Source organism: Variovorax humicola (assembly GCF_037889915.1).
GTDB classification, from domain to species: Bacteria; Pseudomonadota; Gammaproteobacteria; order Burkholderiales; family Burkholderiaceae_C; genus Variovorax; species Variovorax humicola.
In genome coordinates, this window is record NZ_JBBKZV010000002.1 from 69,461 (window position 1) to 89,292 (window position 19,832).

Consider the following 19,832-nt stretch of genomic DNA (forward strand, 5'->3'; position numbering starts at 1 on the left):
AAAGCGAAGAGAGCTCATATGCGCGCGCATGCTGGCGAGCCGCCCTCATCTTCGTAACCCGCTACTGCCCCCGTGTGGCGGCATTGCGACGTACTTCACGTCTCATCCACGCTCCCGCGCCGTCCCCATTACCAGCCTACCTGATCAGCCGCCGCCAATCCGCCAACCAGCCGTCGAACGTCCTCAGGCAGGAATGGCTTCTCGATCACCGGCCGGCCGCTGTGCGCGACGAATTCATGCAGCGACGCGGACAGCGTATCCCCCGTGACGAATACGACGCGTTCGGCCTGCGATGGCCAGCGGCGCTCGATCTCGCGGTAAAGGGCTTGTCCGTCGAGACCGGGCATGCGCAAGTCGGTGACGATCACGTCGAATTGCTCCATGGCCAGGCGCTCCAATGCCTCTTGACCGGAGTCTGCCGTGGCGATCCGGTGGTCCGCATCCGAAAGGATCTGGCTGAGCGCTTCGCGAATCTCCGACTCGTCGTCGACGACGAGTACCGATCGCCGGCCCGTGTGGCGCTTCGCCGAAGGCCAGGCCGGGGTACTGGGCGCCTGCACGGCACCCACGGGCAGCGCGATGTGGAAAATCGCGCCTCCTTCGTCAGGGCATTCGATCGTGAGTTCGCCACCATGGGCTTCGACGATGCCCAGGCTGACCGCCAACCCGACACCGGTGCCGATGCCGATCGGCTTGGTCGTGAAATAGGGTTCGAAGACGCGCGCGCGCAGATGGGCCGGTATGCCCGGCCCGTTGTCCGCCACCACGATACGGACGCGGGCGGCCACCGGGTCGTACCGCGTGCTGAGGTTGATGCGGCGCGGTGCAGGCCGCTCCTGCAAGGCTTGCTGCGCATTGACGACCAGGTTGAGCACCACCTGGTGAATCTGGTCGCCGTCGGCGAGGATGGGCGGAATCTGGTCGGCGAGGTCCAGCACCACGTCGATGGTGCTCGTGCGCATCGCGTACGCCGTCATGTCGAGCACCGCCGTCACGACCTCGTTGATCGCCACAGGCCCGCGTTCGGGCGGCTGTTGCCGGGCCATGCCGAGGAAGGTGCGCACGATGCGGGCGCACCGCTCGGCGGCGGTCCGGATCTTGGCCGCGACGACCCGCGCCGCCGGATCGCCCTGTTCTTCCAGCAGTACCGCGCGCGCCACCACCACGGACAGGGGGTTGTTGAGTTCATGCGCCACGCCCGCCAGCAGCGAACCGAGTGCCGCCAGTTTCTCGCGCTGGTAAAGCGCTTCGCGCTGCCGGGTCAACTCCTGCGCCGAGCGTTTCTTCTCGGTGACGTCGGTGGCGATGCCGCACACCGCATAGGCCTTGCCGTCGGCGTCGTACAAGGGGAATCGAATCGACATGTAGGTGTGCAAGCCATCGTCGAGCAGCGCGGTCTCCTCGAACTCGAGCGGCTCGTTGCGCTCCAGTACGGCCATGTCGTGGGTACGCAGCGCCATGACGCGGTCCCCGGGAAGGATGTCGCTTTCGGTCTTGCCGAGCGCCTCGGCCTGCGGGATGTGAAAGAGATGCTCCCACTGGCGATTGACGAAGAGAAGGCGGCCCGTGGTGTCCTTGACCGACACGATGGACGTCGTGTTGTTCAGGATCTGTTGCAGCCGCGTCTCGCTGTTCTCGAGCGCCGCCTGCACGCGTTCGCGCTTGGCGATGTCGTGTCGCAGCTGGGTCTGCGTATCTGCAACCTCGTTTGCCATGGCATCGAAGGCGCGACCCAGCCTGGCGAGTTCGTCGTGCCCCTTCAGTCCGCTGCGCGCGGCCAGGTTCCCGGAGGCGAATTGCTCGGCGGCGTGCACGAGCAATGCGGTACGGCGGGTCAGCAGGAAGTGAAACACCAACCAGATGGCCATCGCCAATACGACCACCCAGCCCGACCAATAGAGCGACTGCTGGATCACCTGTGCGCGTGCCACGCCCTTGGACCGCTTGAGGTCGTAGGCGAGAAACAAGGCGCCGCTTTCGGAGGGCCGCAGGCCTTCTCCTTCGTGGTCCATCAGGATGCCCGCGTAGCCAAGCAACTGGTTGCCGTCCGCGTCGAATGTCACCCTGGCCCGGCGGTCGCGAATCGCGCCGGCGGCCTGCTGGAAGTCGAACTTCGGCGAGACTTCCGCCATGGGCTTGTCCAGCCACGCCCGCCGGGTTGCTGCGATGACAAGGTTTCGCTCGTCGGTCAAGGCCGCGAAGACGATGTCGTGGTTATGCGTCAGCACCGCGATCTCGTGCTGGATGGTGTCCAGGTCGCCCTTGAGCGAGAGGTACTCGAGGGTGCTCTGCAGGCGCGACATCTCCTGGTTGAACCGCTCCCGGCTGCGATCCACGGCGGCCCGCTCGGCCTCGGGCACGTGATAGAGCAGGTTGACGGTGCTCAACGTCGCGGCGAACCCCAGAAGGATCAGCGGCAGCGTGAACTTGAGCGATGTCGAGATGCGCAGGTTCACGGCGGCATGCTTTCCAGGGGCGCGGGCGCCAGCACTTCCTCGATCTTCAATGCGGCGGGCAGCAACTTCGCCTCCAGCATCAGGTTCATGAGCCGGCGTCCGGTCGACACAAGCTCCGGGTTGTCGCCACCGAGCATGCGCAGGTTCTCCGCGCGCGACGGGATGTGCAACCCCTTGAGCGCCGCCAGATACTGTTCGCCGGAGGTCTGCTGGCGGATGCCCATTCGCCGCGCCGCATCGGCGGGCTCGCGCTCCAGATAGTCGATCGACTTGAACCAGCCGGCCAGCACGGACTGCACCGCCGCAGGCTGCTTCTGGAGAACGCTCGCGCGCACGGCCATGAGGTCGACGATTTCGCCAGGGATCAGGGTGCTGTCGAAGAGCGTACGGGCACCGGCCTGCAGAAACTGGAGGCGATACGGGTCGAACGTGACCGCGCCATCCACCTGGCCTTTTTCGAACGCACCGGGCTGCTCGTTGGACTCCATGTGCACGACCTTCACGTCGTTCGCCGCCATCCCGTTCAGCGCCAGGGCCCGGCTCAGGACGAATGCGCCCAGCGCGCCACTCTCCACCGCGACCCGTTTGCCTTCGAGGTCCTTCATCGTCTTCATGTTCGCGCTTCCAACGACGACGTCGGCACCGTTCGAGACGTCGACCACCAGCACGACACGCGGTTGCATGCCGTCCACGGCGAGGCCGAACAACTCGTCCAGGCTGATCACCATGCCGTCGATGGCCTCGTTGCGGAACGCGCGAAGCACTTCGCTCGCGGAGGGATACTCGACGAGCTGAACCGCCTTGGGCTCCAGGTAGCCCAGTTCGCGGGCCAGGTAGAGCGGCTCGCTGCCGACCCACACGTTGGTCCCGATGCGCAAGGTCGGCTCGGACGCGCGGTTGCAACCCGTCAGGTCGAGTGCGAAAACCAGCGCCATGGTCACGCATGCAAGCGCGCCGAGCCGCCGCGCCAGTTGCCGCCATATCCTCATGGTGTGCCCGCTTCCCCGCCCGGCACAAAGACGTAGCCGGCATTGCGCAAGGTCCTGATGTACTGCGGATGCTCCGGGTCCGGCTCGACCTTCTTGCGCAAGCGCGAGATGCGCAAGTCCACGCTGCGATCGAACGGATCCCATTCGCGCTGCTGGCTGGATTGCAGGATCTGTTCGCGTGAGAGCGGACGGTTCGGATGGCTCGCGAGGGCCTTCAGGAGATCGAATTCCAGCGGCGTCATCGGAATTTCCGTGCCCTCCTCATCCGAGAGGCGATGCGCGGCAATGTCGAGCACGCACCGGCCGATGCGCACCCGCTCGGCGCCCAACTCGGCGCGCCCCGCCAGCGACGTGCGGCGCAGGACGCTCTTTACCCGAGCGAGCAATTCACGCGGATCGAAGGGCTTGGGGACGTAGTCGTCCGCTCCCATCTCCAGCCCCACGATGCGGTCCACCACCGTCGCGGCCGACGTCAGCATCACGATCGCGATCCGGCTGTAGCGCTCGCGCAGATGCCGCGCGAGGCTCAGGCCATCCTCGCCCGGCATGTGGATGTCCACGAGCGCCACATCGAATGCATGCCGCGCCGCGAGCGAGCGCGCGGCGTCGGCGCTCTCGGCGCCGATGACGGCATAGCCGTGGGCCGCGAAGTATTCCTCGACGACCTCGCGAAGATCGGGCTCGTCGTCGACGACGAGGATGCTGGCCTTGGGACTCATGGACGCTCCCCTTTCATGTGGGCCGCGTAGGTGCAAACGTCGGTCGATCGCACCGCCCCGCCCGATGTGGGCGTGGGCGTCAATTATCGCGATCCGGATGCAAACGGGACAGCCCGCGCGGGCCGCGCTGAGACAAACGATACAAGAAGCGCCCGCCCGCGATGCAAGCCCGACGCACTCGCGTCCTAGATTCATTCCATCGGTGCCACCCCCCTCGAGCACCCATCGGAATGAACATGCTTTCGACCATCTTCACTCTTGGCATCTCGGCCTGGCCCTCGCTCAGTTACGCGCTGCGCCACGTCCATCGTCCGCTCGTCGTCTCTACCGTGCGTCGCCTGAAGCGCGCCGGCCGGGCTGATCCGAACCGCCACGACACCACCGCGGATTCTCGTGGTGCGGGCGCAGCGACCGGAGCGCTGGTGCCGGATGAGCCAAGCGAGCCGTCGTAGGCACGTGGCGGCATTTCCATCGTCCATCCCTCAACTCAAGGAGCTTTCCATGCAGACGCTGAGCTACACCACCCTGGACCGGGACACCCGGCAAGTTCGTCTATCCGAGGTCGACGCCTTTGCCCTGAAGATCAGCGGCGGCGTGCTTCGCGATGGCGACCCTGGGTTCGAGGAGGCACGCCGGATCTGGAACGGCAGCGTCGATCGTCGCCCGGCGCTGATCGCGCGTTGCCTCGCGGACAGCGACGTCCAGTCCGCCGTGAAGTTCGCCGCGGTCCATCACATGCTGCTCAGTGTGCGCGGCGGTGGCCATCACATCGCGGGCAACGCGGTGGCGGACGGCGGGCTGATGGTCGACCTGTCGGGCATGCGCGCGGTTCGCATCGACGCGGCGAAACGGCTGGCGCACGTCGAGCCGGGCGCGCTGCTGGCCGACTTCGATCGCGAGGCACAGGCCTATGGGTTGGCCACGCCGCTGGGCATCAATTCGACCACGGGCGTGGCCGGGCTCACGCTGGGCGGGGGATTCGGCTGGCTCACGCGGCGCCATGGCATGACGATCGACAACCTCGTCGGCGCCACCATCGTGACGGCCGATGGCGCCGTGCACTCGGTCTCGGCCGCATCCGAGCCCGACCTGTTCTGGGCCTTGCGCGGCGGCGGCGGCAACTTCGGGATCGTGACCAGGTTCGAATTCAAGATGCATCCGGTCGGGCCCGAAGTCTGGGCGGGGCTGGTCGTCTATCCCATGGCACAAGCCCGCCAGGTCATGCGTGCATGGCGCGATTTCACGATGAGTGCGCCGGACGAACTGAGCGTGTGGGCGGTATTGCGCAAGGCGCCACCGCTGCCCTTCCTGCCCCAGTCTGCACACGGGACCGATGTGGTGATCTTTGCGCTGGTCCATAGCGGTCACGTCGAGGCGGGGGAGCGCGCGGCGGCGCCGGTGCTGAAATTCGGCGACCCCATCGCGTCGGCGCTGGGCCCCACGCCTTACGCCGCTTTCCAATCCGCCTTCGATCCGCTGCTCGCGCCCGGCGCACGCAACTATTGGAAGTCGAACAACTTCAGCGCGATGGGTGACGAGGCACTCGACCTGCTGATCGCGGCGGCCGTCCGATCGCCCGGTCCGCAATGCGAGATCTTCGTGGTGCATCTCGGCGGTGCGATGGCACGCGTAAAGACGGACGCCACGGCCTACGCAGGGCGCGACGCGCGCTACGTCGTGAACCTGCATGGCCGCTGGTCCGAGGCCAGCGACGACGCAAGCGTGCGCGCCTGGGCACGACGCACGTTCGAGGAATCAACGCAGTACGCCTCGGCGGGCGGCTACGTCAATTTCCTGACCGAAGACGAGGGAGAGCGCGTCATGGCGAGCTATGGCCCGAACTACCCGCGGCTTCGAGCGCTGAAGAGGCGCTACGACCCGGGCAACCTTTTCCGCATGAACCTGAACATCACGCCCGCCGCGGCGTTGCTGCTCGAAGGAGTCTAGAGATGTCCCACACTTCCAATTCTGATTCACGGTCCGTCGTTCCCACGGCGGTGGGCGCATGGTTCGGACGCTTGTCGCTTCGCATCGCGGAGGCCATGGCCGCAAGACGCCGTCGCGTGGATGCGTACCGCGACCTGCAATCGCTCGACGAACATGCGCTTCGCGACATCGGATTGTCGCATCGAGCCGTCGCCGAGTGGCCGCGCGTCGGCTGCGATCCGAGGTGAAACCCATGGAACACCCCACCCTGAATGCTCGCGTGCAAGGAACCGGGACCGGCGTCGTATGCATGCACTCCAACGCAAGTTCATCGTCGCAGTGGCGCGCGCTGATGGACCGGCTGTCGTCCAGCTACCGTGTCTTCGCACCGGACCTGATCGGTGCCGGCACCGGTCCTGCCTGGCCGCGAGACCGCGTCGTGACGCTGCACGATGAAGTTGCATTGCTCGAACCCGTGCTGGCGGCCGCAGGCTCGCCGCTGTACCTGGTCGGCCACTCGTACGGCGCCGCGGTCGCGCTGATGGCTGCGCTGGCCCGCCCGGGCCGGATTCGCGCCATCGCCGTGTACGAACCGACCTTGTTTTCGCTGCTGGAGGAGAGTCCTTCAACGAAGCAGGCCGCGAGCGGGATCCGCTCTGCCGTCGCCGATGCGAGCCTGGCCGTCGAGGCGCATGACCACGCCTCGGCGGCCCGGCGCTTCATCGACTACTGGACCAGCCCCGGCAGTTGGGACCGTCTGCCGCCCTCGCGGCAGGCCCCCATCGCCGCGTCGATCGTCAACATCGCGGGCTGGGGCCGCGCGCTGTTTTCCGAGCCCACACCGTTGAAGGCGTTTCGGACGCTGGAAATACCGGTGCTTTGCATGGTGGGCGCGCAGTCCCCTGTTGCCTCCCGCGCGGTTGGCGGACTGCTGGCGGACACGCTTCCCGATGTCACGATGGTCGAGTTCGCCGGGCTCGGCCACATGGGGGCGGTGACGCATCCCGATGTCGTCAACGAAGCGATCGAGAATTTCTTCGCTCGCCATCCGATTGTTGGCCAACCGGCCGAAAGACCTTCGGCCGTTCGCACGAATGCGCAGCGCCAACCCGATCGCATCGCGGCCCAGTGAGCCGCCAATGCCTCTCACGCGCGGACAAGCGTTGGCGGCGGTCGAAGGAAGCCGACAAAGCCGTTCGAGGCTGCAGAGAAGCCGTTGCTGAAAGCGATCTCCTGGACTCCCGTCCTTTCCGGACCGGTTGCCAGGATGACGCATCCCGCGCTGCCACGGCGGCGCGTGCGATGCTAGGCTCGGGCCTTCGATTTCTCACCGTGGACACCACCGATGAAAAGCGATGGAAAAGGCAAGAGCTACTACGGGCGGTACCGCCGGCGCAGCTCGCGTCGCAAGGGCTGGCGCGCCTACCTGGCGCCGCTGTTCGCCGTCATCGCAGTACTGGCCGTGGGGTTGTACTTCGTGGGCGTGTCCGAGCGCGAGTCGGCCAGTGCAACATCGAGCGGGCCGGCCAACACGGTCGGCAAGCCGGACGAACGCACCGCTGCCCTGCCCCCGCTGAACCTTCCGTCCGATGACGCGCCACATGCCTCCGGCATGGAATGGTGGTACTACAACGGCATCCTCGATGCGACGACAGGCAATCGCTATGCATTCCACGTTGCCGTCTTTGTCGCCAACGGGCTCGTCAAGCACACGGTCATGCACGTGGCGCTCACCGACCTTCAAACCGGCCGGCGCTTCTCCGGCCAGAGCCGCACGGGAGGCGTTCCTGCAAAAAGCATTGCCAATGGATTCGACTTCAACCAGGACGGATGGCAGGTCTCGTCCAATGGCGCCTCACATGTCGTCCGCGCCGAATTCGAAGGCGTCTCGCTTGCGCTCAACCTGGCCGATTCGGGCCAGGTCGTCGCCCACCGCGCCGCCGATTCGGCCACGCCGGGCCTGCTCGACTTCGGCAAGAGCGGCATCAGCTACTACTACTCGCGGCCCCGCATGCCGACACGGGGCGAGATCAATGTCGCCGGGCGCCCGATCCAGGTGAGCGGCGACGTCTGGTTCGACCACCAATGGGGTGACTTCGATGTGTTGAGCTTTGGCTGGAACTGGTTTGCGTTGCACCTGGCCGACGGTTCCGACGTGATGCTCTATGACCTCTTCGATTCGGATGGCCGCAAGGTCCTGACCTCCGGCACCGTCTCGACCGCCAAGGGCTCCGTACCGCTCAAGGCCAGCGAGATCACGCTGACGCCCGCCCTCAAGTGGACCAGCCCTCACACGAAGATCACCTACGTCGTCGAATGGAACGTCAAGCTGCCATCCGGTTCGTACAACATCAAGCCGTTCGTCGACGACAGCGAGTTCGACGCGCACGACACGACGGCGAACATCTATTGGGAAGGACCGGTAAAGGTCAGCGGAAGCTCGGAGGGCCAGGGCTTCATGGAGCTGAGCGGATATGACCGCCTGAAGGCAGCGCCGGCGAATCGAAAGTGACCGAAGCTGCGATCGTGCAGCGCCTGCTGGAGGGCTGTGACGTCTGCGCCGACGTCGCCAAATGAGAGAAATGGTTCATCGCTTCGCCCCTCTTCATTTGCGCCGCACGCTTGCCGTTGCCGCCGCCAGTGCCCCGAAAGTGTCTGAACCCTCCCTGGTGCGGTCGATACTGCAAAAGCCCTGCTCCTTCGCATGGGGACGAATGCCCATGGATCGGCATGCTTCGACAGCGCCTGCGCCGCCTCGAGGGGGCGCCGCAGGCGCTTCGGGGGTGTTTCATCCTCCGCCCTACCACTTGCCGTCTTTCGGGAGCGCCTGCGGCTTCTTGCGCATCGCCGCGCCGATCATGGCGGCGTCGCTTTCCCGATTCGCGCGCTTGGCGAAATCGACGGCGGTCATGCCCTGCTCGTTCTTCATCGCGGTGTCGGCGCCCTCGTCGAGCAACAGCTTGACCGCGTCGCTGGAGCCGTACATGGCGGCCATCATCAAGGGCGTGGTGCCATTGGGCGACTGGGCATCGATGAAGGCGTATTTTTCGAGCAGCAGCTTCATGATGGCGATCTGCCCGCTCGTGGCCGCGTAGTGCAGCGGCGTCCAGCCGGTCTTGTTGACCGCCGCATCGCGCGCCAGCAGCTTGGCGACGACGTCTTGCTGGCCCTTGAGCGCGGCCATCATCAGCGGACTCTCGCCGCTGCCGTTCAGCGCGTCGACATCGGTTTTCGGGGAATCCACCAGCACCTGGACGACCTTGGGAGACGGCTCGCGCAATGCGATCAGCAGGCCGGTCTGGTTCTTCTCGTCTCGGGTATTGGGATCGAAGCCGCGCTCGATCAGGCTACGCACGCCGCTGGCGTTGTCGGAGCGCACAGCGCGGAAGAAGTCGTCATAGGATCCGGCATTGCTTGCGCAAGAAATAATTGCAAAAACAAAGAGATAGCTAAGCTTCTTGAGAAAATACTTCATGTGTTTTTCACTGCGCTGAAAAGAGTTTCGAAATTGCGGCTCGTGGCCTCGGCCACGGCCTCGACGGGTATTTGTCTGACTTGCGCTATTTGCCGAGCCACATAGGGCACATAAGACGGATTGTTGGTCTTTCCGCGGTAGGGTACAGGCGCCAGGTACGGGCTGTCGGTTTCGATGAGCATGCGATCCATTGGCACGAATGCGGCCACGTCGCGCAGGTCTTGCGCCTTCTTGAAGGTCAGGATGCCTGAAAACGAGATGTAGAACCCCAGGTCGAGGGCGGCGCGTGCCACCTCCGCAGTCTCGGTGAAGCAATGGAACACGCCGCCAGCCGCGTGGCCTGCGCCGGTCTCGCCCTCCTCCTTCAGGATGCCCAGCGTGTCGGCCGAGGCCTCGCGCGTGTGGATGATCAGCGGCTTGCGCGTCTGCTGCGCAGCGCGGATGTGCACGCGAAAGCGATCGCGCTGCCATTCCATGTCGGCTACGCTGCGGCCACCCTTGCGTTCCTCCATCTGGTAATAGTCGAGCCCGGTTTCGCCGATGGCAACCACCTTGGGCAGCGCCGCGCGGCGCAGCAGGTCGTCGAGCGAAGGCTCCTGGATGTCTTCCTCATCGGGGTGCACGCCGACACTGGCCCAGAAGTTGTCGTAGCGGGCGGCCAGCGAATGCACGGCGTCGAATTCCTCGAGCCTGGTGCAGATGCACAGTGCCCGGTCGACCTGCGCTGCCTCCATGGCCGCGCGAATACGCGGCATGTCGTCGATCAGCTCGGGAAACGTGAGGTGGCAATGGGAATCGGTGAACATCCCCCATTGTCGCTAACCACCGCCAGCCCCCCCGCAGCGAACTCAAATGGTTTGCGTGGGCCGGTCGGAGGCCATGGTGCCGCCGAGCGCTTCTTCGATGCGCGCCTTGAGCTGGCGCGACTTTTCGTCCGACGGGAACCGAATGCCGACACCGGGCGCCCGGTTACCGGCGGCACGCGCCGGCGTGATCCAGGCCACCTTGCCGGCGACCGGATAACGCTGCGGATCTTCCGGCAGCGTCAGCAACACGTAGACATCGTCGCCCAGCCGGTATTCGCGCGAGGTCGGAATGAAGATGCCACCCTCGGCAAACAAGGGAATGTAGGCCGCGTAAAGCGCGCCCTTTTCCTTGATGGCCAGTTGGATCACGCTGGGCCGGGGGGAGTTGTTGGCGGCTTGAGGTGCGGTGGACATATTCATGGGCGGCGAGGTGGGGCCGAGTGTAGGGTGCTTCGTGCCTCGCTCACAAGCGCCTCGAGCATCAGTCCCGCGTTGAACGGGTGCTCGGCGGTTCGCGCCGCGGCTGCGAGCGATTTCGACCAGCGCGCCAACGCCAGGCTTGACGGGGGCTTCGGCAAATCCGCCTCGTCGAAGAACCTTGGGGCCGCGCCCTGTCCGATCGCCATCAGGTCATGGCAGAGCTTTTGCAACGAATCGATGGCTTGCCGGGGCGCCTGGTCGGCCAGCGCGGCAACGTCGCCGCGCGCCATTGCCTTGGGCAGCAACGCCCACCCCTTCGGTGAACCGCCGTTGCGAGCCTGGCGCAGGGCGTCGCTCGGGCGCCCGCCGGCAGCACGCAGCAAGGCGTCCGCGTCGGCCGCGGGAACGCCCTGCTCCGCCAGCCAGGCCTGCGCCTTTTCGGTGGCCGGCCAAGGCAGCGTGTAACCGATACAGCGGCTGCGAATGGTGGGCAGCAGTTGCCACGCAGCCTCGCTGGCGAGCACGAAGCGCACGTCGCCCACGGGTTCTTCCAGCGTCTTGAGCAGCGCGTTCGCGGTGATCGCATTCATGCGCTCGGCCGGATACACCAGCACCACCTTGCCGCGACCTCGCGCGCTGGTGCGCTGGGCGAAGCCGACGGCATCGCGCATGGCCTCGACGCGAATCTCCTTGCTGGGCTTGCGCTTCTTGTCCTCGATGTCGGCTTGGGACTTCTCGTCGAGCGGCCAGCCCAGTTCCATCATCGCCACTTCGGGCATCAGCACGCAAAGGTCGGCATGGGTGCGCACGTCGATCGCATGGCAACTCCCGCAATGGCCGCAGGCGCCCTGCCCGGTCGGCTGTTCGCACAGCCAAGTCCGGGCCAAAGCGAGCGCCAGTTCGTACTGGCCAAGGCCGGACGGCCCTTGCAGGAGCCAGGCATGGCCGCGCTGCCGCAGCAATTCAGCCAACGGGTCGTGCAGCCAAGGCAGCAAGGGGGTCAAGCGAGGCCCCTTTCGCGCAGCTTCGATTCGATTTGCTGCCAGACCTGTTCGCGCGGCTGGTTGGCGTCGATGCGCGCGAAGCGTGGGGCACCGGCCGCGCGGTCGGCATAGCCCTTCGCCACGCGCTGGAAGAACGCCACGGGCTGAGCCTCGAACTTGTCCGGCAGGCGCGCACCGGCCAGCCGTGCGGCCGCTATCTCGGGCGGCAGGTCGAACCACAGCGTCAGCGCCGGTTGCAGCAACGTTTCGGGCCGGGTCGACCGGCCGCCCTGCACCCACTGTTCCAGGGTCGACAACACGCCCAGGTCGAAGCCGCGCCCTGCGCCTTGATAGGCGAAGGTGGCGTCGGAAAAGCGGTCGCACAGCACCACGTCGCCGCGCGCCAGCGCGGGTTCGATCACGTCCAGCACGTGCTCGCGGCGAGCGGCGAACACCAGCAGCGATTCGGTCAGCGAGTCCATCGATTCGTTGAGCACCAGCGTGCGCAAGGTCTCGGCCAGCGGCGTGCCGCCGGGCTCGCGCGTGCGCGTCACTGTGCGGCCCCGTTCGCGAAACAGCGCTTCGAGCGCGTCGATATGGCTCGACTTGCCGGCACCGTCGATGCCCTCCAGCGTGATGAAAAGTCCACGAGTCATGCTTGTCCCAGGCCCGCCGTTGCGCTCATCGCCAGCCCCCACGCTCGGCACTGCGTGTCCTCCCTGCCCCCCGAGGGGGCGCGAGCTTGCTTGGGGCGGCCCGGCGTTGCGCTCATTGCTTGTTCCGTTGATAGCGGTTTACCGCGTTGTTGTGTTCTTCGAGGGAATTGCTGAACTGGCTGGTGCCGTCGCCGCGCGAGACGAAGTACAGCGACTTGCTCTGTGCCGGCTGCACCGCCGCCAGCAATGCGGCCTTGCCAGGCATCGCGATCGGAGTCGGTGGCAGGCCATTGCGTGTGTACGTGTTCCAGGGCGTGTCGGTCTGCAGGTCTTTCTTGCGAAGGTTGCCGTCGAAATGGGTGCCAAGGCCGTAGATCACCGTCGGATCGGTCTGCAGCGGCATGCCGACGCGCAAGCGGTTGACGAACACCGAGGCAATCTGCGGTCGGTCGCTGGCCTTGCCGGTCTCCTTTTCGACGATGCTGGCCAGGATCAATGCCTCGTCGGGTGACTTGAATGGGAGATCGGATGCGCGAGCGGCCCATGCGGCGGCGAGCTTGCGGTCCATGGCCCGCATCGCACGCCGCAGGAGGGCGGTGTCGGTCGAGTTCTTCGAATAAGTGTAGGTGTCGGGGAAGAAGCGGCCCTCGGGATGCTGGCCCGGGCGGCCGAGCTTTTCCATCAGGGCTTCGTCGGTGAGGTCTGCCGTTTCCGCCTTCAACTGGTCGGCTTTTGCCAGCGCGGCACGCACCTGGCGGATGTTCCAGCCTTCGACCAGCACCAGGCTGCGCGTGGCTTCCTCGCCCCGCACCAGCACGTTCAGCAGCGTCTGCGGCGTCACGCCGCGCTCCAGTTCATAGCTGCCGGCGCGAATCTGGCGACTTTGCCCGGACACGCGGAACCACCAGTAAAGCAGCCGGGGCTGCACGTCGACCCCCGTGTCCGCGACGGCCTGGGCGATTCCGCGTGGCGTGGTGCCCGGCTCGATCGACAGGTCCAGCGAGGGTGCCGAAAGCTTCAGCGGCTGGTGGACCCACCACAAGCCCCATGCACCCACGGCGAGCGCCGTCAATGCACCCAACAGGAATATGGTGAGAAAAAAACGTCGCACGAGCAGGATTGGTGAGTGGAAAGCGCTTGGCCCTGCGGACTGAACGGATGCGGGCCGGCCATGATAATTCAGTGATGAACCCCGTTGTCCTCAATGGCGTCGCCGCCCTTCCCCATCTCGGTGTCATCCGGGTCGAGGGCCCCGATGCCGCCTCTTTCCTCCATGGCCAGCTCACGCAGGATTTCTCTTTGCTCGACGCTTCGCAGGCCCGCCTCGCGGCGCTCTGTACGGCGAAGGGCCGGATGATCGCCAGCTTCATCGGCATCCGGCCGCAACCCGAACTGATCCTGCTGGTCTGCAGCCGCGACATTCTTGCCGCGACGCTCAAGCGCCTGTCGATGTACGTGCTTCGCGCCAAGGCCAAGCTGACGGACGCCAGTGCCGACTTTGCGTTGTACGGCGTCGCCGGCACTGCATTGGCTAGCAATGGAATCGACTCCGGCGCCGCACCCGGCCAGCGCAGCGCGGCGGGCGAAGCGAGCGTGGTGTCGCTCTATCCTGCCGATGGCGTGCCACGCGCCTTGTGGATCGCGCCCGTCGGCACGCCCGCACCCGCGGGCTCCGACATGGACATCGGTCTGTGGCAATGGAGCGAGGTGCGAAGCGGCGTCGCGACGCTCACCACCCCGGTGCTCGACGCGTTCGTTCCGCAGATGCTCAACTATGAATCGATTGGTGGCGTCAACTTCAAGAAGGGCTGCTATCCGGGTCAGGAAATCGTCGCGCGCAGCCAGTTTCGTGGCACGCTGAAGCGGCGCGCGTACGTGGTCCGTGCCGATGCGCCGCTGGCTCCAGGCGAAGAAATCTTTGCGGCCAACGATGCGGAGCAACCGGCTGGCATCGTGGTCCAGTCGGCCGCATCGCCCGCAGGTGAATGGTCGGCCATCGTCTCGATGCAGATCGCCGCGCTCGCCTCGGGCGGCCTGCGAGCGGGCGGCCCCGAAGGCGTGGCGCTGACGGTCGATCCACTGCCCTACCCGCTTCTCCTCGACATCTGATCACCCGGAAACGGCGCCCGCGTGCAAGAGGCGGCGCCGCTTCATGCCGCGATATGTCTTGCCGAGTTCAAAGGGCGCGTCGCATTTCGATATGCGCGATGCCGGCTTCCTCGAACGGTTCGCCGCTGCATGCGTAGCCCAGGCGCTTGTAGAAAGCCTCCGCACTGCGCTGCGCGTGCAATGTCACCTCACGATCGCCACGTGCCCTGGCCGCGTCTTCGAGCAGCCTGAGCACCGAGGCACCATGGCCACCGCCGCGCATGGCGCGGTGCACCGCCATGCGACCGATGCGCGCGACGCCGGGTGCTTCGGCGACGAGGCGGCCGGTGGCGATCACCTTGCCCAGCCGGTTGCGAGCCACGCCGTGCAGGGCCACCTCGTCGTGTTCATCCCACTCCATCTCGGCAGGAACGCGCTGCTCCTCGATGAAAACGTCGCGCCGAAGCTCGCCCGCGCCGTCTCCGACTTCCGACCACGGCCCGGCCCTCAGGTCGTACACCTGCTCGCCGCCTTCGTAGGCGGTGAAAAGGTCGCGCAGCACCGCAGGCACCGGCTTCGAAGTCTGCGTGGCCGGGTCGGCGAACACGTAGACCAGGTCGTAGCTCACGAGCAATTCGTCGCCGCGAAACAAGCCACCCTCGAACTGGAGCGACGAGGTACCGACGCGCCTGCAGCGCATGCCCACGTCGAGCATGTCGTCGGCGTGGGCGGACGCGTGGAATTCGATCGTTGCCTTGCGCACGTACAGGTCGCCGCCGAGGGCCACCATCGACTCTTCATAGGGCAGTGCGAGGGCGCGCCAGTAGTCGGAGATGGCGGTGTCGAAGTACATCAGGTAGTGCGCGTTGAACACGATCTTCTGCATGTCGACTTCGGCCCAGCGAACGCGCAGGCGGTGGAAGAAACGGAAATCACTGCGGGGCATCAAGGTCTCCTTGGGGACTCGGGGATGGTTGTCGGAATGCGGCCGATTTTGCTTCGCCGCCACAATCGCCCGCACAACTCAGGAGACATTCGACGTGCTGAAGAAACTGATCCTCACCGTGGGCCTGCTCGTGGTGCTGCTTGCGGCCTATCTCGCGCTGTGGCCGGTGCCGGTGAGGCCGGTAGCATGGGTCGCGCCCGCGGACCCCGGCTACGCGGGCGCATTCGCGGTGAACGACCAGCTGGCCAGCCTCAACATGATCGATCTTGGCCACGAGGAAGGTCCCGAGCACATCGCCGTCGGCCCCGACGGCAAGCTCTACGCCACGGTGGCCAGCGGCAACATCCTGCGCATGAACCCGGACGGTTCCGCGCAGGAAGTGTTCGTCAATACCGGCGGGCGCGTGCTGGGCTTCGACTTCGACGCGGCAGGCAACCTGATCGCGGCCGATGCCGTGAAGGGCCTGCTGTCGGTGAGCCCGGCGAAACAGACCACCGTGCTCAGCAACAGGGTCGGCGGCCAACCGATCCACTATGCAGACGCCGTGGTGGTGGCGCGCGGTGCGGGCGCGGGCGGCAAGATGTACTTCAGCGACGCGTCGACACGCTTCGCGCCGGCCGAATGGGGCGGCACCTTCGAAGCCAGCGTGCTGGACATTCTTGAACAGGCGGCGACTGGCCGCATCCTCGAATACGACCCGGCCACGAAGACCACGCGCATCGTCGCGCACGGCATTGCCTTTGCGAATGGCGTGGCGCTGAGCACGGATGAAAAGAGCCTGTTCGTGGCGGAGACCGGCAAGTACCGGATCTGGAAGATCGACGTGCAGGCACGCGACCTCAACGTGGGCGCAGGCCCCGGCACGCAAGCCAGCGTCCTGCTCGACAACCTGCCCGGCTATCCCGACAACCTCATGCGCGGCCTCGACGGAAAGATCTGGGCTGGGTTGGCCAAGCCGCGCAACGCGGTCATCGACCAGATGGCAGGCAAGCCTTTCGTGCGCAGCATGACGCTTCGATTGCCACGCGCGCTGTGGCCGGTCCCAAAGGCTTATGGGCACGTGTTTGCGTTCAGCGAAGACGGCAAGGTGCTGGCCGACCTGCAGGATGCAACGGGCGCTTACCCCGAGACCACTGGCGTCACCGAGACGCCGCAGCGCCTGTATGTGCAGAGCCTGCATGCCAAGGGACTGGGCTGGCTCAAGCGCGTGCCGGGGATGTAAGTCTCATGCCGGTGCGCCATGGCAAGGAGCGTCCGAGGGAGAGGCGCCGCAGGCGCTTCGGGGTGTTTCACCCCAGCGCCTCGCGCAGTGCGCGCGCCGCATCGGCCTGTGCCGACAGCGCTTCGGGGATGGCGCGGCCCATCTTGACGAATTCATGGATCACGCCGCGGTAGATCTCCAGATCGACCGGCACCCCGGCCGCGCGCAGTTTGTCGGCATAGGCAATGCCTTCATCGACGAGCGGATCGCACTCGGCCAGCCCGAACCAGGCCGGCGCCACGCCATCGACATCGCCGGCGTTGAGGGGTGCAAAGCGCCAGTCATCGCGGTCGGCCGGCGTACGCACGTAGCCATCGAAAAAGTAGCTGATCAGGGCCTCGGTGAGCAGCGGGCCGTCGGCGAAAAGACGGTGTGACGCGGTGTCCTGGTGTGCCGCGAGCCCGGGATAGAACAACAGTTGCAGCGCGACGGGCAGCCCGATGTCGCGCCCCATGATGGCGCAGGCTGCCGCGAGCGTGCCCCCTGCGCTGTCGCCACCGAGTGCGAGGCGCGTGCCGTCGATGCCCAAAGGCCCGCCCTGCTTCGCGATGAATTGCACGGCGTCCCATGCGTCGTTGGAGGCGGTTGGAAACTTGTGCTCGGGCGCGAGGCGGTAGTCGACCGACACCACCGCGCAACCGCTGTCGCGGCTCAATACGCGGCAGAGCGTGTCGTGCGTGCCGATGTTGCCGACGGTGAACCCACCGCCGTGGAAGTACACGAGTACTGACAGCGACGCGTCGGAGGGTGCGTAGAGACGCGCTGGAATGGCATGGCCGTCTCGTGCGGGAATCGAAAAATCCTCGACGCGGGCAATTGGCGGTTTCGCCACCTCGAGCACGCCGGCGCCCTTCTCGTACGCCGCCTTCGCGTCTTCCGGCGTCATCGTATGGAGCGGCGGATTGCCGGCGCGCGCCATGCGTTCGACCACGCCGGCCATCTTCGGCGTGAGTGGCGGCTTTCTCCCTGTCACTTGAAACTCACCGACACCGATTGGGCCCCCGGCAGGCCGTCGTACGTCACCTGGACCGACAGACCCGGCTTCGGCGTCAGCAACGGCGAGAAAGAACCCAGGCTGATCACGTCGCCGGGCTTCATGGCGAGACCCTCCTTGCCAAGCGCCTCCGCGAGCCACACCACGGCATTGAGCGGATGGCCGAGCACGTCGGCGCCCTTGCCGCGCGCCAGCTGGGCGCCTGTGCTGGCATCGGTGATTCGCACCGTCATGTCGCGCAGGGCATCCAGCAGGTAGGCCTGTGCGAAGTCGGCCTGCGGCACCAGGACGGCAAGGCCCTTCACGCCGAGCCGGGCGCCTGCATTGATGGCAGTCACGCCGGGGCCTGTCAGGGCGGTGGTCGATTGCACGGTGAGGTCGGGCAACTCGATGAACGGCACGATCTGGTCGATCGCGGCAATCACGTCGGCCGCCGTTTTCGCGCGGTTGATGGCCTCGCTCTTCACGCGCACAAGCAAGTCGGCTTCGTACAGGGGCCGCGCGCCGAATGCAGCGTCGACGGTCGCGCCGGAGTCGAGTACCATGCCTTGGTAGAGCACGCCCCACACCGGCTTGTCGGCATTGAATCGCTTCTGGATGGTCGGATTGGTCAGCCCGGCCTTGTAGCCGATCACGGCCCCGTAGCGCGCAGCGAGCAGCTTGTTGAGCTTGGCGCGCGTGCAACTGGCATCGGCCTCGCTCATGTCATCGGGAGGATTCGCCGCCGGCGCCCTTGCAGCCAGGGCAGCGGCCATGGCGCCTACCTCGGCGTCGCCCATGCATTCGGCCCGCGCCTGCGCGGCCAGCGCCAGGCCGAGCGCGGCAGCCATGGCGACGGCAAGGGTATGTTTCATGTTCAAGGTGATCTTCGCTTTGTTAGATTGAGCGGCCCGCATCCTACCGTTGCACTACTGACCATCAACCCCATGGCCCTTATCCAGTACCTCACGCAGATCCAGTTCGAGTTTGGCGCGATCAAGCTGTTGTCGGCCGAATGCGCCCGAATCGGAATCAACCGGCCAATGATCGTCACCGATGCCGGCGTGCGTGCCGCCGGCATCCTGCAGAAGGCGCTCGACGCGCTCGGCGACCTCGAAGTCGCGGTGTTCGACCAGACGCCGTCCAACCCCACCGAAGCCGCCGTGCGCGCCGCGGTCGACTTGTATCGCACCCAGCGATGCGACGGCCTCATCGCCGTCGGTGGCGGCTCGGCCATCGACTGCGCCAAGGGCGTGGCCATTTCCGCCACGCACGAAGGCCCGCTCACCACCTACGCCACCATCGAAGGCGGCTCGCCGAAGATCACCGACCGCGTCGCGCCGCTGATCGCCGTGCCGACGACCAGTGGCACAGGCAGCGAGGTGGCACGCGGCGCGATCATCATCGTGGACGATCATCGCAAGCTTGGCTTTCACAGCTGGTTCCTGATGCCCAAGGCTGCCATCTGCGACCCCGAACTTACTTTCGGCCTGCCGCCGCGCCTGACTGCCGCCACCGGGATGGACGCCATCGCGCATTGCATGGAGACCTTCATGTCCGCCGCATTCAACCCGCCCGCCGATGGCATCGCGCTCGACGGCCTGGAGCGCGCCTGGGGACACATCGAACGCGCCACCAAGGACGGCACAGACCGCGATGCGCGCCTGAACCTGATGAGCGCATCGATGCAGGGTGCAATGGCTTTCCAGAAGGGACTGGGCTGCGTGCACAGCCTGAGCCACAGCCTGGGCGGCGTCGACCCGCGCTTGCACCACGGCACGTTGAACGCCCTCTTCCTGCCGGCCGTCATCCACTTCAATGCCGGCGCCGAATCGGTACGGAAAGAACAACGCCTGCAGCGCATGGCGCAGGCGATGCACCTGGATTCCGCCGGCGATCTCGGCGGCGCGATTCGCGAGATGAACGCTCGCCTTGGCCTCCCCAAGGGCCTCGGCGAGGTGGGCGTGGCGAGCCACCAGTACGAAAAGATCATTGACGGCGCCATGGCCGACCACTGTCACAAGACCAATCCGCGGCTGGCGACGCGGGAGGACTATCGAGAGATGCTGGAAGCGTCGATGTGACGCAGTCATTTCAGGTTTCCACCACGCTATCGCGGGACGCGCGACGCATG

General features: G+C 66.1%; 20 protein-coding genes. 8 read left to right on the forward strand and 12 right to left on the reverse strand.

Annotated elements, in window-relative coordinates:
• Window positions 1-128 precede the first annotated feature (128 nt).
• The 3 genes from WKW80_RS04080 to WKW80_RS04090 are packed head-to-tail and all read right to left on the reverse strand — an operon-like array spanning window position 129 to window position 4,164.
• Window positions 129-2,456: a hybrid sensor histidine kinase/response regulator gene (locus WKW80_RS04080; RefSeq protein ID WP_340362275.1), complete on the reverse strand. Its 2,328-nt coding sequence runs from the start codon at window positions 2,454-2,456 to the stop codon at window positions 129-131.
• Complete coding sequence (locus tag WKW80_RS04085) at window positions 2,453-3,445, reverse strand: ABC transporter substrate-binding protein (RefSeq protein ID WP_340362276.1); 993 nt, start codon at window positions 3,443-3,445, stop codon at window positions 2,453-2,455. Before WKW80_RS04085 ends, WKW80_RS04080 begins: the two co-directional genes overlap by 4 nt.
• Entirely contained in the window at window positions 3,442-4,164 is a 723-nt protein-coding gene (locus tag WKW80_RS04090) for a response regulator (RefSeq protein WP_340362277.1), read from the reverse strand. Before WKW80_RS04090 ends, WKW80_RS04085 begins: the two co-directional genes overlap by 4 nt.
• A gap of 236 nt (window positions 4,165-4,400) precedes the next feature.
• Between WKW80_RS04090 and WKW80_RS04095 the strand changes: the two genes are divergently transcribed.
• From WKW80_RS04095 to WKW80_RS04115, 5 genes are all read left to right on the forward strand, one after another.
• Window positions 4,401-4,616 carry a hypothetical protein gene (locus WKW80_RS04095; RefSeq protein ID WP_340362278.1) on the forward strand — a complete coding sequence of 72 codons (216 nt, stop codon included), beginning with the start codon at window positions 4,401-4,403 and terminating at the stop codon, window positions 4,614-4,616.
• 49 nt (window positions 4,617-4,665) lie between these two features.
• Entirely contained in the window at window positions 4,666-6,111 is a 1,446-nt protein-coding gene (locus WKW80_RS04100) for an FAD-binding oxidoreductase (protein ID WP_340362279.1), read from the forward strand.
• A 2-nt stretch (window positions 6,112-6,113) separates the two neighbouring features.
• The gene (locus WKW80_RS04105) at window positions 6,114-6,338 is read left to right on the forward strand and encodes a YjiS-like domain-containing protein (protein ID WP_340362280.1); all 225 of its coding nucleotides are present in this window, start codon (window positions 6,114-6,116) and stop codon (window positions 6,336-6,338) included.
• Window positions 6,339-6,343: 5 nt separating this feature from the next.
• On the forward strand, window positions 6,344-7,222 hold the full coding sequence (locus WKW80_RS04110; protein ID WP_340362281.1) for an alpha/beta fold hydrolase: 879 nt from the start codon (window positions 6,344-6,346) through the stop codon (window positions 7,220-7,222).
• Window positions 7,223-7,435: 213 nt separating this feature from the next.
• Entirely contained in the window at window positions 7,436-8,602 is a 1,167-nt protein-coding gene (locus WKW80_RS04115; RefSeq protein ID WP_340362282.1) for a lipocalin family protein, read from the forward strand.
• A gap of 288 nt (window positions 8,603-8,890) precedes the next feature.
• Here the strand turns inward: WKW80_RS04115 and WKW80_RS04120 are convergent, their stop codons facing one another.
• The 6 genes from WKW80_RS04120 to mltG all read right to left on the reverse strand — a co-directional run bounded on the left by WKW80_RS04120 (window position 8,891) and on the right by mltG (window position 13,541).
• The gene (locus WKW80_RS04120; protein WP_340362283.1) at window positions 8,891-9,565 is read right to left on the reverse strand and encodes an ankyrin repeat domain-containing protein; all 675 of its coding nucleotides are present in this window, start codon (window positions 9,563-9,565) and stop codon (window positions 8,891-8,893) included.
• Window positions 9,562-10,371, reverse strand: a complete 810-nt coding sequence (locus WKW80_RS04125; RefSeq protein ID WP_340362284.1) for a TatD family hydrolase — start codon at window positions 10,369-10,371, stop codon at window positions 9,562-9,564. The genes WKW80_RS04120 and WKW80_RS04125 overlap by 4 nt, the downstream gene beginning before the upstream one ends.
• A 42-nt stretch (window positions 10,372-10,413) precedes the next feature.
• Window positions 10,414-10,785, reverse strand: a complete 372-nt coding sequence (locus tag WKW80_RS04130; protein WP_340362810.1) for a PilZ domain-containing protein — start codon at window positions 10,783-10,785, stop codon at window positions 10,414-10,416.
• 2 nt (window positions 10,786-10,787) lie between these two features.
• Window positions 10,788-11,795: a DNA polymerase III subunit delta' gene (locus WKW80_RS04135; protein ID WP_340362285.1), complete on the reverse strand. Its 1,008-nt coding sequence runs from the start codon at window positions 11,793-11,795 to the stop codon at window positions 10,788-10,790.
• Window positions 11,792-12,430, reverse strand: a complete 639-nt coding sequence (gene tmk, locus WKW80_RS04140) for a dTMP kinase (protein WP_340362286.1) — start codon at window positions 12,428-12,430, stop codon at window positions 11,792-11,794. Before tmk ends, WKW80_RS04135 begins: the two co-directional genes overlap by 4 nt.
• Window positions 12,431-12,542: 112 nt before the next feature.
• Complete coding sequence (gene mltG / locus WKW80_RS04145; protein ID WP_340362287.1) at window positions 12,543-13,541, reverse strand: endolytic transglycosylase MltG; 999 nt, start codon at window positions 13,539-13,541, stop codon at window positions 12,543-12,545.
• A gap of 74 nt (window positions 13,542-13,615) precedes the next feature.
• Between mltG and ygfZ the strand changes: the two genes are divergently transcribed.
• Window positions 13,616-14,539 carry a CAF17-like 4Fe-4S cluster assembly/insertion protein YgfZ gene (gene ygfZ, locus WKW80_RS04150; RefSeq protein WP_340362288.1) on the forward strand — a complete coding sequence of 308 codons (924 nt, stop codon included), beginning with the start codon at window positions 13,616-13,618 and terminating at the stop codon, window positions 14,537-14,539.
• Window positions 14,540-14,606: 67 nt separating this feature from the next.
• Here ygfZ and WKW80_RS04155 read toward each other — a convergent pair whose 3' ends face one another.
• Complete coding sequence (locus tag WKW80_RS04155) at window positions 14,607-15,464, reverse strand: YbgC/FadM family acyl-CoA thioesterase (RefSeq protein WP_340362289.1); 858 nt, start codon at window positions 15,462-15,464, stop codon at window positions 14,607-14,609.
• Window positions 15,465-15,558: 94 nt separating this feature from the next.
• Between WKW80_RS04155 and WKW80_RS04160 the strand changes: the two genes are divergently transcribed.
• Window positions 15,559-16,686, forward strand: coding sequence for an SMP-30/gluconolactonase/LRE family protein (locus tag WKW80_RS04160; RefSeq protein WP_340362290.1), 1,128 nt, complete (start codon window positions 15,559-15,561; stop codon window positions 16,684-16,686).
• 67 nt (window positions 16,687-16,753) lie between these two features.
• Here WKW80_RS04160 and WKW80_RS04165 read toward each other — a convergent pair whose 3' ends face one another.
• Both WKW80_RS04165 and WKW80_RS04170 read right to left on the reverse strand, forming a co-directional pair.
• The gene (locus WKW80_RS04165) at window positions 16,754-17,665 is read right to left on the reverse strand and encodes an alpha/beta hydrolase (RefSeq protein ID WP_340362811.1); all 912 of its coding nucleotides are present in this window, start codon (window positions 17,663-17,665) and stop codon (window positions 16,754-16,756) included.
• Between the two features lie 29 nt (window positions 17,666-17,694).
• Entirely contained in the window at window positions 17,695-18,579 is an 885-nt protein-coding gene (locus tag WKW80_RS04170) for a 2-keto-4-pentenoate hydratase (RefSeq protein WP_340362291.1), read from the reverse strand.
• 66 nt (window positions 18,580-18,645) lie between these two features.
• On the opposite strand from WKW80_RS04170, the gene WKW80_RS04175 reads away from it, so the two are divergent.
• Window positions 18,646-19,782 (forward strand): iron-containing alcohol dehydrogenase, encoded by a 1,137-nt coding sequence (locus WKW80_RS04175; RefSeq protein WP_340362292.1) that lies wholly within the window; start codon window positions 18,646-18,648, stop codon window positions 19,780-19,782.
• The last annotated feature ends 50 nt before the right edge of the window (window positions 19,783-19,832 follow it).

Coding starts and splice junctions, on each gene's coding strand:
- WKW80_RS04125 (WP_340362284.1), bottom strand. CDS start 10,371: ATGTTCACCGATTCCCATTGCCACCTCACGTTTCCCGAGCTGATCGAC.
- WKW80_RS04120 (WP_340362283.1), bottom strand. CDS start 9,565: ATGAAGTATTTTCTCAAGAAGCTTAGCTATCTCTTTGTTTTTGCAATT.
- WKW80_RS04115 (WP_340362282.1), top strand. CDS start 7,436: ATGAAAAGCGATGGAAAAGGCAAGAGCTACTACGGGCGGTACCGCCGG.
- WKW80_RS04090 (WP_340362277.1), bottom strand. CDS start 4,164: ATGAGTCCCAAGGCCAGCATCCTCGTCGTCGACGACGAGCCCGATCTT.
- WKW80_RS04155 (WP_340362289.1), bottom strand. CDS start 15,464: ATGCCCCGCAGTGATTTCCGTTTCTTCCACCGCCTGCGCGTTCGCTGG.
- ygfZ (WP_340362288.1), top strand. CDS start 13,616: ATGAACCCCGTTGTCCTCAATGGCGTCGCCGCCCTTCCCCATCTCGGT.
- WKW80_RS04130 (WP_340362810.1), bottom strand. CDS start 10,785: ATGTCCACCGCACCTCAAGCCGCCAACAACTCCCCCCGGCCCAGCGTG.
- WKW80_RS04100 (WP_340362279.1), top strand. CDS start 4,666: ATGCAGACGCTGAGCTACACCACCCTGGACCGGGACACCCGGCAAGTT.
- WKW80_RS04175 (WP_340362292.1), top strand. CDS start 18,646: ATGGCCCTTATCCAGTACCTCACGCAGATCCAGTTCGAGTTTGGCGCG.
- WKW80_RS04095 (WP_340362278.1), top strand. CDS start 4,401: ATGCTTTCGACCATCTTCACTCTTGGCATCTCGGCCTGGCCCTCGCTC.
- WKW80_RS04085 (WP_340362276.1), bottom strand. CDS start 3,445: ATGAGGATATGGCGGCAACTGGCGCGGCGGCTCGGCGCGCTTGCATGC.
- tmk (WP_340362286.1), bottom strand. CDS start 12,430: ATGACTCGTGGACTTTTCATCACGCTGGAGGGCATCGACGGTGCCGGC.
- WKW80_RS04110 (WP_340362281.1), top strand. CDS start 6,344: ATGGAACACCCCACCCTGAATGCTCGCGTGCAAGGAACCGGGACCGGC.
- WKW80_RS04165 (WP_340362811.1), bottom strand. CDS start 17,665: ATGGCCGGCGTGGTCGAACGCATGGCGCGCGCCGGCAATCCGCCGCTC.
- WKW80_RS04105 (WP_340362280.1), top strand. CDS start 6,114: ATGTCCCACACTTCCAATTCTGATTCACGGTCCGTCGTTCCCACGGCG.